Here is a 12438-nt window from a genome sequence, read left to right as displayed (position 1 = left end):
AGAAAAGTTTTCCCCTCTGCCCCCTGCCCCCCGCCCCTCTGCCTCTTTTCAATGCCCCATGCCCAATCAAGACAAAGTTAGAGCGTGTTTTTTCAGTTCGTCTAGAGAAACCACTTCCAAAGCTCTGGCATGGGTTGCTGAAAGTATTACAGGTGGGGCAACGCCAGCTTCGAGAGCTTCTTGCCAGCGAGAAGCACACAAACACCAGCGATCGCCAGGCTTCAATCCAGGAAAATTAAAATCAGGAACAGCTGTGCTGAGGTCGTTTCCCCGCGATTTGGTAAACTCCAGGAATTCTGGTGTTACTTGGGCACATACAACATGCGACCCGAAATCTTGACCACCTGTACGACAAAAACCGTCGCGGTAAAATCCTGTCACGGGAGAAGTACAGCAAACCTCTAGGTTTCCATCGATTACATTTTTAGCGTCTGTCATCGTTAATTCACTCTAGACAATTATGAGGCAGGGGGCAGCAGTAGATAGTTATCACACTTTATTAGTATCCACTGAACGGTGAAATTTGAGTATTAAGAAAGACCGCAAATTATTAACTTCAAAATTTTGATTTATTTCCCAATCATCAAGATAAATAACGGGTTCATTTGAACCTGCCAAATAAGCATAAGACATAGGAGTGAAAATTAATTCTGCGTTGCTTGACATCCTTGGTAGGGACAATTCATGTAGATGCGGCTCGGATTCTCGCAGGGTATTGCCCCTCATTTTCACCAGATGTCTATAGTTTAATTAGATATTTGACAGCATAAACTAAGCACTATATTCAAAGCTTAATTACTATTGACACAACGGATTTTACTTTAGCTTGTTATAAAAAACATCATATCTTAACACTCAACGAGCCTAAATAAGAAGTAGATATAAATTTATGAATAGATTACTGAAAAAACAAAAATAAAACTTACGGAGGAATAATTGTAAATAAAATGACTCAACCTAATAATAAGACTACCCTTCAAGAGGAAACAGATTTAGGGACTTTCATCGCTCAGGCTACTACCACAGACAGATGGCAAACATTGTCCTACCAGGCACCAATCCTACCTATACATGCCGCCCTACTTCGTACTGGTAAAGTATTATTTTTCTGTGGCTCAGGTAACGATCCCAATCGTTTAAATACTCCCTATGACAGTGTGTTATGGGATGTAAACAGGGGAACCTTTACCCGTCAAGCGCCTCTATTGAATAGTAATAATCAACCTATTGACATTTTTTGCGCTGGTCACTCCTTCACCCCCGATGGTATGTTAATGGTTGCGGGTGGAACTCTGCGCTACGATCCATTCTATGGTTCACCCTTTGTTTTGATGTTTGATCCCATTACCGAGAGATGGATCAAGAAGCCATCAATGCATAGTGGTCGCTGGTATCCTAGCGTGTTAACACTAGGCAGTGGTCGGATATTAGCAGTGTCTGGGCTTGGTATAGATGGCAGCCTCAACAGACAACCAGAAGTTTATTCTTCTACATTTGCAAATGGTTGGAACGCTTTTCCAACAACTAGTGCCTTACCGCAATACCCACATCTGTTTCTACTAAGTAATGGAAATATCTTTTATTCAGGCGCTCGGATGGGCGGCAGTGCAGTGACACCAAGGATATTAACTCTTCCAGGCACATTTACACAATCTATTGTAGAAAAAGTGGTGCCAGGGCTGCAAGACCCAGCTTTTGGCGATCAAGCTACCAGTGTACTTTTACCACCTGCACAAGACCAAAGGGTGATGATTATGGGTGGGGGTAGTGGTACTACGTCAACAAACAGGGTGAATATTGTAAATCTAAAAGCTACTAACCCAACTTACGTAGGATCGAGGAATCTAAAATATGGTCGGAAGCATCACAGCGCAGTTTTGTTGCCCGATCGCACAGTGTTTGTCTGCAATGGTAGCAAAATGGATGAGGACACAACACAATCAATGCTGCCAGCAGAAATCTACAATCCAGTTACAAATAGCTGGACAGCAGTCGCTAGACAAAATGTCCCTCGCGTATATCATTCGGTGGCCTTATTGCTGCCAGATGGTAGGGTAGCCGCAGCTGGAGGCAACCCTCAACGCAGAGTCAATGAACTGCGATTAGAAATCTACAGTCCTGCCTACATATCGCGATCGCGACCAATTATTCAGAGTGCCCCTCAAGCATTGAGCTACGGGCTGCGATTTACAATTCAGACACCCCAGGCTACGAATATTAAATGGGTTAGTCTGATTAGACCAATGGCAACCACTCATTCCAGCGATACAGAACAAAGGTTAGTGGATTTACCCATTAATTTTAGAAATGCGACTTCTCTCAATGTCACGGTAACAGACAATCGAAACATCGCACCACCAGGCTGGTACATGCTTTTTATTAGTGACAACAATGACACACCATCAGTAGCAACCTGGACGCAACTATCTTAGCGTTACCTGTTTATATTCACACTGCAACCTAATAAAAGTCATTAATTCTAGGAGGATAAATATGGGTTACAAGCTATCACGTCGGCGGTTTGGCCAGTTGGTACTTGGTGGAACTGTAGTATCTGGGTTTAGTTATTTAACTAACAAAGCCTTGGCGCAAACGCCTTTAAATATTGTTGGTATAGGCTCTACCTCTATCATCACCACTGACCAAACAGCTATTCCAGAGGTAAACACTACTGAATTCGAGCGCACTGACCAAAACAGTGTATCCACAGATATTCAGCCTGTGGGACTTGTTTTGCAATCCTTAATTACAGGAAAGGCTCAGTTAATTACTGATAAAAGTACACCTTTATTAGAGCCTAATGAAATACTGAGTGGTTTTACTTCTTTAAGCGATGGCACACTTGTTCTAGCCATTACTCCTGTTACGACTAGTAGGAGACAAGCGACAGCTACTCGCATTACATTTTTGGGTACGCCTGTAAAAACTTTGACAGTCTCAGGACTTAAACAGAATCAACAGCTTGGGAGCTTGCTAGGCACTAAGGATGGGCGACTCATCGGTTTAGTAGGTAACAAGAACGGCACACCACCGATCAGATTGGTAGATATTAACCTTCAAACAGGAGAGATAAGTTCTATTAGTCAGGTTAAATTCCCGAACGATGAGCGAGTCACCAATCTAGCTGAGTGCCCAGATGGAAAACTCTATACGTCTTTACTTGGATTTGATGGTAGTACAACTTTGGTGCAGCTAGACTCAAATCAAAAAAGGCCGATTGTACTGGCACAATTGAAAGTTGATGGTAAAGCATGGAATAATGGCTTACAAAACTTAGTTTGCTCTGGAACAGGGCAACTCCTCGCCTTTGGAGCTATGAGGTATCAGACACCTAATGCTGTATATAGCATCGATAAAAACAGTGGAAACATGACTCGGCTAGAAGACTTTGATGTTAGCCAGATTGCGCTTGCTCGTGGTTAAAAGGAATTAAGCCGATAGCGAGCAAAAAAGTGCCAAGCCCTCAAAGCAAAACGAGGGCTTTTCATTGCGATCTCTATTGTGAAATCGAGACTACAGCTTCCGGTTGATAGCGGATGCCTGCTTGCTTAAAGCGATGTAAAACTTCACCCAAGCGATCGCAGTCGGCGATCAAACTGATCCTGACGTAACCCTCACCTGCAACCCCAAAGGCATTACCTGGAGTCAAAACAACGCCTGTTTGCTGCAACACATCCAGGGCAAAATCTGTGGAACCAACGCCAACGGGACATTTTACCCAAAGATACATTGTCGCCTTGGTTTTGGGGATATCCCAACCCAACTCCCCTAACCCATGAATCAGGAAATCGCGGCGGGTGCGATAACGTTGTTGTACCTCGTGTAAATACACGTCTGGGAGTTGTAAAGCTGTTTCGGCTGCTGTTTGTAAGGCGGCAAAAATACCGTAATCCAAGTTAGTTTTTAGTGTCCGCAAACCCTGAATGACATGGCGATTGCCCACCACAAACCCGACGCGCCAACCAGCCATATTGTAGGTTTTAGATAACGTGTGAAATTCCACACCAATATCTTTCGCACCAGGAATTTCTAACAAGCTGGTGGGTTGATAACCATCAAAAGCTAATTCGGCGTAACACAAATCATGCACCAGCAAAATTTCATATTTACGGGCAAAGGCGACGATTTCTTCAAAAAATTCGCGGGGTGCAGTGGCAGCAGTGGGATTGCTGGGATAGTTGAAATAGAGTATCTTAGCTTGTCTTGCAACTTCGTCAGGAATGGCAGCTAAATCTATTAACCAGTCATTCTCTGGTTTAAGAATCAAACTGTGGATTTTGCCGCCTGCGATCGCCGGGCCCCGGAAATGTGCGGGATAAGCGGGGGAAGGAACCAGAACTAAATCACCAGGGTTAACGTAGGCGAGTGCTAAATGGGTTAATCCTTCTTTAGAACCCAGCAGTGGCAAAGCTTCGCTATCGGGATCGAGAACCACACCATAACGGCGATGATACCAGTTGGTGATGGCACGGCGGAAACTAGCTGTGCCTTCAAAAGGCGGATAACCGTGATTGGCAGGATCTTTCAAAGCGGTGATCGCCGCTTCTACAACTGGTGCTGGTGTTGCACCATCGGGGTTTCCCATACCCAAATCAATTAAATCTAACCCTTGTTCCCGTGCTTTAGCTTTGAGTTCATCTAAACGGGCAAATACATAAGGTGGTAGTTTTTGTATGCGTTCTGCTGGGACAATCCAATTTAAACTCATTCTTCAACCTCGTCACTCATTCCCTTGGGCGAAACTCGATTTGTCGTATCTCTACTATCTATAGGTGCAGTGGTAGAAACCATTGCTGCCATCAGCTGTTCCAACGCGACTTTAAACGGTAGTCGATGGATGTCAGAATTAGGAATTAGCGCAATTTCGGCGGCTGTTTGCAACTCGCCTAATGTAATATTGCCCAATCCCAAATCACTTAATTTTTGGGGTAGTCCAATTTCTGTGTAGAACTTTAACAACTGTTGTCGTGCTGATGCTGCTAATTGATTGCCTTGGAGCATTTCTTCCAAACGCAGTTGCACTAAAATCCCAAAAGCAACCTTTTCGCCATGAATACTACCATGCCCTGAAATATGAGTTAAACCGTTATGCACGGCATGGGCAGCAACTGTACGACACTGTGCCCCTCCAAGTCCCCCAACTACCCCAGCCAGTAACACAGTTGCGTCTACAACTTCTCGCCAAACTTCACTACCTGGTTCTTTTAGGGCGGCGGCTGACTTTTGCAAGAGGATATCTCGCAAAACTCGCGCTTGTTGCACTGCGGCAATAATTAAAGTGTCTTGCAAATGTCCACTGCTAACCGAGGCTTCATACCACTTAGCGATCGCATCACCAATTCCAGCGATTAAGGTACGTTGGGGTGCAGTTTTAATTAAGTCATAATCGAGAATCAGTAAATCAGGACAACGAGATAACCCGACATCATACAGAAATGCCCCATCTTGCGAATAAACATTCGATAAGGCACTCCAAGCTGCACAAGTAGCCCCGGAAGTCGGAATTGTCACCACTGGCAACTTTAACTGCTGCGCGACTAATTTTGCTGTATCTAGGGCTTTGCCGCCACCAACACCGATAATTACATCCGCTTTATGTTCTTTCGCCGTTTTCTGTAAAGATTTCAGACTAGCTTCGCAGCAATCTGCGCCATAAGAAGCTTGAACAGTATGTAATTGTTGCGCTTCTAAAACAGGTTGTAAGTTTTCTTGGCTGATGGCGAGAGTAGACTTACCTGCCACAATTAAAGGACGACTTCCCAAACAGGCAATCTCTGCTGCGGCTGCTTGCAACACCCCAGAACCACGGATTACTTTTGCTGGGGAAACTGTCAGCGTCAATAATGAACTAGAGGTTTGAGTAGACAAAGAAGGTTGAGTAGAAATTCTATTGGACATATAATCTAGTTTGCCAAAACCTTGATATTTCTTAATAAAATAGACTGGTAATCAGGCATACTTGTTGCCAAGCTGGCTTTTGGATGGCTCCAACCTTACATTGACTCATCTACATTTGAGCCAAGTAATGAAATAGACAAAGCCCATTGCCGACGACTGAATTGAGTAGTTTGACGACGTTGCTTGAATCTATAAATGTCCATTAACCTGAAATTCCGAACTATCAAAGTTTTGAATAACCGTATAACTAATTAACATTACCATTGTCAGATTCTCAAGAAAAGCAATTGAGAATTTATAATGTGTAAGCGGTCATGCTATTTCATGAAATCCTGAGCTACAGATACATAATTAGGGGTGTGCGACTATATGCCGCGACAACTGATTGATTTACCGCAAATACTTGTGAAAATGGCAACAGTGGTAATTAGGACAACAACTAACAAATCACAACTGTCAGTACCCATTACCTGCACGCTGATTAACCTTTTACCACAGTATAAGCACTAAAGTGTGAATATCTTAATCTAAAAATAACCATTATTGTATCAGTAAATACAAAATAAATTTTGTCATCCTGATAACAGGTAAATTAATTTTTTCTTTGGAGATTGGGGACTGGGAATTAGGAAGAATTTCTCCCCCTCTTGCCCCCTGCCCCCTGCCCCCCTGCTTAAGAAGCAGTAGGTTTTGGTAATTGGGCGAAACTTTCTGTGTAAATTTTGACTGTTACTGGGGAATTTTGATGAGAAACGAGCGATCGCTTAACTTCTCCCAAGTAAACTGGTACAGAAATTCCTTTTTCTCGGTGGATAATGGTACGGGCGCGAACTGTCAAATTTTCGTCTTCTCGTGTACCAGAACGACCATAAGAAAAAAGATTACTAGCTGCTTGACGTAAAGTTGCTTCTAATTCTGTGGGTGTAATTTGGGGTGATGTGGCAATAACTGCTTGTGTTGACCCATTGTCATAAACTAGAGTGTAGCGTACTGACCCTGGAATCACAGTCCGACTCAAAGGCACTATTGAGAGTGCAAATAAACCACTAGTCAGCACCACCATAAAGCCAGTCGAACCCACCAGCCGAAAGCGAATACCCCATTTGAAAATAAAAGCCAAAAATGTTAAGGCCGCAAATACTAGGGTAGCTATACCCATCCATTGGGTGTATTGAAGAAAGTTAGCTGTTGTGAGCATAAGATTGGTTAGTGAGGTGTTTTTTCTGCGTTACCGACACACCCATTTTACCGAGAGCTTACACCGATTATTTGTGAGATTGCATAGTTATCCAAGAAAAACTGATGCTGTTGGCGAATTCAAAAGTAGACAAGAATCCCGTAGAGTGTCATCTAAAATTGACAGTCTGCATAATATAGCCAGGAGAGTTAGGGATATATCACTGAAACCGCAACCCATCAGTCCTATGCCATAGGAAACAGTTTGTGTCGCCTGTGCTGCTTTCCCCAAAGGAATCTTTATCTTGATTCTCCTTATACCCAAAAGCCTTATGAATTAGAACTTAGGGATTGACAAGCAGAGAATTCTGAAAAAACTAGCGATCGCTATATTGCATTTATAATAAACACGAGGCAAAGACTAAAAATTATTATTTACGATATCTGACAGAAGTTGTAAAAAAGGGAAATTTTATCTCTGCTTTCTAAGAATGAAATTCCCCTTAAACCCTTATAAGACCCTTGAGTTCAGATAGTTAGCCACAGGCGAGATTTACTTAGTTACCACCAGATACGACAGCTTTATGATGTATTGCAGTATCTTCAGGCTTTCTCTGCCATTTGCCATCATTGCCTGGTTCGTATTCATTTTTTACACTATTCCAAGCAATATCACGCGCACCTTCTTCACTCAAACCATCACTTTGAGCAGCATTAAATGCCGCAACGAAAATCTGTTGTGCGTGTTTAGGCAGTTGTTTTTTGATTTCTTCAGATAATTCATCTATTTTGTTATAAGGCATGAACTCACTCCGATTATCTCAACTATAAGTTCATACTAAAAAATTGGCGATCTAATTTCCTCTTTCTCTAAGTAGAGAACCAAATAATCATCCTTTTGGCTGAGTTAAACAAACTTTGATTTTATCTTAGTCCGAGGAGGCGGACTTTGCCTATGTAGCCGCGTTCACGCAGTGTGCCGTAGGCAATTCCATTCGCCAAGGCTTAAGTTAACTTTTCTAGAAAAGTATTGGCTCACCAGAAACGATATGGGAATTTTGAGATATCTGCAACTTAGTTTGAACACTATCAATGATTGCCACCCAATCAGCATCTCTGTTCCATTTTGAGTCAATCCGGGTTTTAGTCGCCGCGTCGTAGAGGTTACAAAAAACCACATTCTCTTCTCCAGCAGTTGCAGCGATAATCAGGGGCTTAGAAAAGTCTTGGACTAGCGATACAGCTAACAAAAAACTTTTGGCAAAGTTCGTTTCTATTCCAGTCCTAACAATATAAATTTCATCCGCTCTAACAACGATATCTAATTTAATGTTGTCCTTATCTTTAAATTATTTTGTCGTTAATTTAAGTTCAGATATATAGCCAGTTAATCCTTTTTGTTACACAGGAATAGTCATTTTATTATTGATATCATAGTTATACCAAAGATATGACTCCCCACTTAATTCTCCTTTTTTCACATACAAATAGATAGGTTATGGCGGGTTACAAAGACCTAGCTTAACTTCAGTAACCATGTTTTACATTCCTTGATTAAAGATAAAATTTTTCAGAGATTCTGTAAAATTCAATAGTTTTTTAAATTATGTTTAACTGAAGAAAAATAATAAATATACAAAAGGGCACCTACAAGAGATGCCCGTCATGCAGGAAAACCCCAAAGGGATATCCCTACACCTTCCCAACAATCAGCAACAGTGACTAATTAGGTATTAGTCACACTCACAGTCACAGACGTGAATATAGTAATACTAGTAACTTAAAACGCTAGATGTCCCCAGTGCATACACTGAAAAAACTCATAGCTAATTTTGATGAGATCGCAGCCTGTCTTTTTGGCTATAGCGATCTATTACTCCACAAATGGCAGCCACAATTAACCATGAAAGCGCATTCAAACGAAAATCGAAGAGGGTGACATCTACTGTATTTAATAAAATCCACCCAACAAAGGCCAGAAGATAACTGAAAAATATCAATCTGTCCCCTGTATTTATATATTTTGACTTTTGCAGTAATTGGACACCTGTAATCAAAATCCAAGCTAGTAAGCCACAAAATAACAACGCATTGAGAAAACCAGTTTCAGCAGATAACATCAAAAACAAGTTATGGGGATGACCCAAGGGAATCTGCATCTTTGCGTTGTAAAGTGTACTAAAACTGCGTAATCCCCAGCCAGTCAAAGGATGTTGTTGAGCTAAAGACCAGGCAAACTCCCACTGAGTTTTTCGCATTAAAGCGACTGGTCTATTGGGATACATATCGTCATTTAACCTGGCCCAAAAGAATGCAGGCACTACCCCGCGAAAAATGTGAGCGACTGGTAAGGGAGCAAAAGCTGCCAAAAGCACACTAGAAACGATCGCAGCAACACCACCAACAAGAATGCGCCAACCTTGGTAAAGTGCATAAGCTAAACAGGCAAAAATAGCGATCGCCCACCCATTGCGTGAGTTGGTAAAAATCAAGGCAACGAAATCCGCAATTACCGCTACAGTGAGGAAGAGAAAGGGGGCTGGGGTATAAGAGGCAGGGGAGCAGGGAGCAGGGAGCAGGGAGAAGAATTTTCCCCTCCGCCCCCCGCTCCCTGCCCCTCCTCCTTTTATGCCCCATGCCCATTGTTCAAGCCACAACCCTAGACCAAGGATGAAAACTATTGTTAGATAAGCTGCGAAGGTATTAGCGTGCAGGAAAAATGAGGCGATACGACCTGGGGGGTTTCCTCCTGGTCTGACCGTCCAACTCAACACAACCCAAAAAATCTGGAACTTAAAACTCCAGCCTAAAAATAACTGTCCGAAGCCGAGAATTACCACTGGCACGGAACCAATTACCAAAGCCCAAGCCATTTGCCGCAATTGGGCAAATGTTTGAATTAGAGCGCTATGGGCAGCGAAAAGTAAAAAGAATGGTAAGAAATTAAATAAGCCCAGAAAAGCCGCTGTCTTATCTTGGGCAAAGCCAGCACTCACGATCAGCAACACACTCAAAAGGGCAAATCCCCAGTTGAGGGGGCGGCGATTAATTTTGCAGGATTGTTTCAGCCAAGTGATTAATGACACAAAACCTACAGTCACAGCCCCGACTAAAGGACTCAATGGGAAGATTAACAGTGCCCATAGAGAGTAGTTCCAAGAAGATTGCCAACGAGATTTGAAATAGTCAAAAACCTTGTTCAAGCTGGCTCCCAACATTCCTCGCGAGTGAGGCGAATTTGAGCTAAGGCAAAGATAGTAGGGATGATTCGACCATAGTTAGTAGCGATCGCTCTCCAACCTAAATCCGCAAAAAACCAAGTCCACATGATCGGCCCAATTACAGCAAACATCGTGCGGGCTGCCCCATAACGAGCTGCACTCACTGTCATACCCCGTTGCGCCATTTGCATTGCTACATAGCTTTGGAATTGCGTTGCAGCTGCTTCTGAGCCTGTAATTGCGGCTTGTTTGGCTACTTCATAAGTAGCAAAGTGGATGGCAAATTGACGGGCAATTTGTTTAAGTACAAATGGCTGGAGAACAGCAGTAACGGCGATCGCACTACCGCCTTTGAAAAGCAACCCCAAGGGGTCAGGCTGCAATAAAAGTGGTAGCGGTTCTTTTAGTTCTGATGTGATCAGGTGACGCTGCACCTGGAGAGTCAATTTCTGTTTTTCCTGTTCAGGTAATTTTTTCCACACCTGTCCTAGTAGATGTAAAAATACTTCTGCTTCTAAATCAATAGTTGCCAGCTGATTAGAATAGGGAATTTTTAGATACTTACATACTTGAATTAAGGCTTGTCGGTAAGTTACCTGGCCTGTGCGTCCCCGTAATACCGTCACCCCATCTGCCGCCAAAAACCGGAAGCGGCCCTCTAGTGAATCTAACCAAGCTTTGCGGTCTTGGCTTTGAATTTCGATCGGTTCGGGTGTGTGTACATAGTCTAGGGGATTGAACTTACGACTAAATAGAATTGCCGTTAAGTCTTGCAATTCTTCTTCGGTCGCTAACTCTAGCGCCGCCCTCATTTCATCCAATTTCCCATCCTCCCTTCCGTGCAGCTTTCTGTACCTTATTCTACTATTAGCTTTCAGCAGTCATTAGTAATAATTTTGTCCTTTGATGATAACGAATAACTAATGACCAATAACTAATAACCAATGACTAGGGACTATTGACTCATGACTGATATTGCAGTGATTGGTGCCGGAATCGCCGGTTTAGTCTGCGCCCAGCAGTTAAGTCAAGCTGGATATTCGGTGGTAGTGGTGGAAAAGTCGCGTGGTTTGGGGGGAAGACTAGCTACACGCCGTTTGCATGGAACTTGGGCAGATCATGGGGCTTGTTACCTGAAACCAAAGGGTGAATTGTTTGGACGTTTTGTGAAAATATTGCGATCGCGCCATATCCTGGAAGTTTGGACAGATGAGGTTTACGAACTTACAACAGGTGTTCCTTTATCTGAACCTAAAAACCGCAGTCCGCGTTATGTTGCACCTGGGGGAATGAGTGCGATCGCAAAATCCCTCGCTCCCGGTTTAGAAATATTACTGAATCAGCGTGTCATTGCTATTACTCAAACTCCCGAAAATAGCTGGTGTCTGACTCTGGAATCTAGTAACGAAGAATTAACTGTAAAAGCGATAGTTCTTGCTATTCCTGCACCCCAAGCCGTAATGCTGTTAGAACCGTTGGGTGAAAGTATATTGGATACAGTCTTTCTTGATAACTTGCGTTCTGTAGAATTTTATCCTTCGATTAGTGCGATCGCTGGATATCCTTCTACATCGCAACCCTTCCCTCAGTGGAAAGCTTTAACTTTTGTAGATGATGCTGATTTAGCATGGATTGGTTTGGACAGTAGCAAGCGTCCTAATCCTCAACAACCACATTTTGTGGTGCAAAGTAGTGCTGATTTTGCCCAATGTCATTTAGAATCACAAGATTTACAACCTGCTGGACAGCTGATGTTGCAAAGAGCAGCTGAATCTCTGTCTCTTCCTTGGCTGAATACTCCCGAATGGATGCAGGTACATCGTTGGCGTTATGCTTTTCCTAGCCGTCCTTGGCACGAAGCTTTTTTGTCAGCCGGAACTCCTTTACCTTTAGTTTGCTGTGGTGATTGGTGTGACGGCAATCTTGTAGAAGGTGCAATGCTTTCTGGATTAGCTGCGGCTAATAAAACTAATAATCAGTTGCGTCATCTACCTTTAGACAATGTGAACTTTTTAAACATTTTTGCCCGATCTTTTAATCTATCGCTAGACTGATTTTGCACTATAGCGAGTCGCTACTTTTCTGACTTACTAAATCAAAGTGCAACCAATAAGTTTTTTAGATGAAACAGCACACTTTGCCG

12 protein-coding genes are annotated in these 12438 nt (G+C 42.8%); 4 read left to right on the top strand and 8 right to left on the bottom strand.

Features of this window, described 5'->3' with window-relative positions:
• Nucleotides 1-66 precede the first annotated feature (66 nt).
• Nucleotides 67-438: a DUF2237 domain-containing protein gene (locus tag HWQ39_RS20605; RefSeq protein WP_179068665.1), complete on the bottom strand. Its 372-nt coding sequence runs from the start codon at nucleotides 436-438 to the stop codon at nucleotides 67-69.
• Nucleotides 439-947: 509 nt separating this feature from the next.
• On the opposite strand from HWQ39_RS20605, the gene HWQ39_RS20600 reads away from it, so the two are divergent.
• Nucleotides 948-2432 carry a galactose oxidase-like domain-containing protein gene (locus HWQ39_RS20600; RefSeq protein ID WP_292849068.1) on the top strand — a complete coding sequence of 495 codons (1485 nt, stop codon included), beginning with the start codon at nucleotides 948-950 and terminating at the stop codon, nucleotides 2430-2432.
• A 61-nt stretch (nucleotides 2433-2493) separates the two neighbouring features.
• Complete coding sequence (locus HWQ39_RS20595; protein ID WP_292849066.1) at nucleotides 2494-3423, top strand: hypothetical protein; 930 nt, start codon at nucleotides 2494-2496, stop codon at nucleotides 3421-3423.
• 73 nt (nucleotides 3424-3496) lie between these two features.
• Here the strand turns inward: HWQ39_RS20595 and HWQ39_RS20590 are convergent, their stop codons facing one another.
• Together HWQ39_RS20590 and HWQ39_RS20585 are read right to left on the bottom strand one after the other, a co-directional pair.
• Entirely contained in the window at nucleotides 3497-4708 is a 1212-nt protein-coding gene (locus HWQ39_RS20590) for an aspartate aminotransferase (RefSeq protein WP_292849064.1), read from the bottom strand.
• The gene (locus HWQ39_RS20585; protein WP_292849062.1) at nucleotides 4705-5898 is read right to left on the bottom strand and encodes an iron-containing alcohol dehydrogenase family protein; all 1194 of its coding nucleotides are present in this window, start codon (nucleotides 5896-5898) and stop codon (nucleotides 4705-4707) included. Before HWQ39_RS20585 ends, HWQ39_RS20590 begins: the two co-directional genes overlap by 4 nt.
• A 369-nt stretch (nucleotides 5899-6267) precedes the next feature.
• Here HWQ39_RS20585 and HWQ39_RS20580 point away from each other — a divergent pair, with 369 nt between their 5' ends.
• Nucleotides 6268-6408 carry a hypothetical protein gene (locus HWQ39_RS20580; RefSeq protein ID WP_292849060.1) on the top strand — a complete coding sequence of 47 codons (141 nt, stop codon included), beginning with the start codon at nucleotides 6268-6270 and terminating at the stop codon, nucleotides 6406-6408.
• A 163-nt stretch (nucleotides 6409-6571) separates the two neighbouring features.
• On the opposite strand, the gene HWQ39_RS20575 is transcribed toward HWQ39_RS20580, so the two are convergent.
• From HWQ39_RS20575 to HWQ39_RS20555, 5 genes are all read right to left on the bottom strand, one after another.
• On the bottom strand, nucleotides 6572-7096 hold the full coding sequence (locus HWQ39_RS20575) for a Ycf51 family protein (protein ID WP_292849058.1): 525 nt from the start codon (nucleotides 7094-7096) through the stop codon (nucleotides 6572-6574).
• A gap of 535 nt (nucleotides 7097-7631) precedes the next feature.
• Nucleotides 7632-7877, bottom strand: coding sequence for a ChaB family protein (locus tag HWQ39_RS20570; RefSeq protein ID WP_292849056.1), 246 nt, complete (start codon nucleotides 7875-7877; stop codon nucleotides 7632-7634).
• A gap of 216 nt (nucleotides 7878-8093) precedes the next feature.
• A complete protein-coding gene (locus tag HWQ39_RS34445) occupies nucleotides 8094-8324 on the bottom strand; it encodes a hypothetical protein (protein ID WP_366932288.1) in 231 nt (76 codons plus the stop codon).
• A 576-nt stretch (nucleotides 8325-8900) separates the two neighbouring features.
• Nucleotides 8901-10292: an O-antigen ligase family protein gene (locus HWQ39_RS20560; RefSeq protein WP_292849054.1), complete on the bottom strand. Its 1392-nt coding sequence runs from the start codon at nucleotides 10290-10292 to the stop codon at nucleotides 8901-8903.
• Entirely contained in the window at nucleotides 10274-11116 is an 843-nt protein-coding gene (locus HWQ39_RS20555) for a YaaW family protein (protein ID WP_292849052.1), read from the bottom strand. The genes HWQ39_RS20560 and HWQ39_RS20555 overlap by 19 nt, the downstream gene beginning before the upstream one ends.
• Before the next feature lie 144 nt (nucleotides 11117-11260).
• On the opposite strand from HWQ39_RS20555, the gene HWQ39_RS20550 reads away from it, so the two are divergent.
• Nucleotides 11261-12349, top strand: a complete 1089-nt coding sequence (locus HWQ39_RS20550) for an NAD(P)/FAD-dependent oxidoreductase (RefSeq protein ID WP_292849050.1) — start codon at nucleotides 11261-11263, stop codon at nucleotides 12347-12349.
• Nucleotides 12350-12438 lie beyond the last annotated feature (89 nt).

It is taken from the genome of Nostoc sp. NMS8, assembly GCF_017115045.1.
Taxonomy (GTDB): domain Bacteria; phylum Cyanobacteriota; class Cyanobacteriia; order Cyanobacteriales; family Nostocaceae; genus Nostoc.
Note: the sequence above shows the minus strand (reverse complement) of the source record. Positions and strands in the feature narration are given on the sequence as shown.

Excerpts from the sequence above, each read along its gene's own strand:
- HWQ39_RS20605 (WP_179068665.1), bottom strand. The coding sequence starts at position 438 with ATGACAGACGCTAAAAATGTAATCGATGGAAACCTAGAGGTTTGCTGT.
- HWQ39_RS20600 (WP_292849068.1), top strand. The coding sequence starts at position 948 with ATGACTCAACCTAATAATAAGACTACCCTTCAAGAGGAAACAGATTTA.
- HWQ39_RS20595 (WP_292849066.1), top strand. The coding sequence starts at position 2,494 with ATGGGTTACAAGCTATCACGTCGGCGGTTTGGCCAGTTGGTACTTGGT.
- HWQ39_RS20590 (WP_292849064.1), bottom strand. The coding sequence starts at position 4,708 with ATGAGTTTAAATTGGATTGTCCCAGCAGAACGCATACAAAAACTACCA.
- HWQ39_RS20585 (WP_292849062.1), bottom strand. The coding sequence starts at position 5,898 with ATGTCCAATAGAATTTCTACTCAACCTTCTTTGTCTACTCAAACCTCT.
- HWQ39_RS20580 (WP_292849060.1), top strand. The coding sequence starts at position 6,268 with ATGCCGCGACAACTGATTGATTTACCGCAAATACTTGTGAAAATGGCA.
- HWQ39_RS20575 (WP_292849058.1), bottom strand. The coding sequence starts at position 7,096 with ATGCTCACAACAGCTAACTTTCTTCAATACACCCAATGGATGGGTATA.
- HWQ39_RS20570 (WP_292849056.1), bottom strand. The coding sequence starts at position 7,877 with ATGCCTTATAACAAAATAGATGAATTATCTGAAGAAATCAAAAAACAA.
- HWQ39_RS20560 (WP_292849054.1), bottom strand. The coding sequence starts at position 10,292 with ATGTTGGGAGCCAGCTTGAACAAGGTTTTTGACTATTTCAAATCTCGT.
- HWQ39_RS20550 (WP_292849050.1), top strand. The coding sequence starts at position 11,261 with ATGACTGATATTGCAGTGATTGGTGCCGGAATCGCCGGTTTAGTCTGC.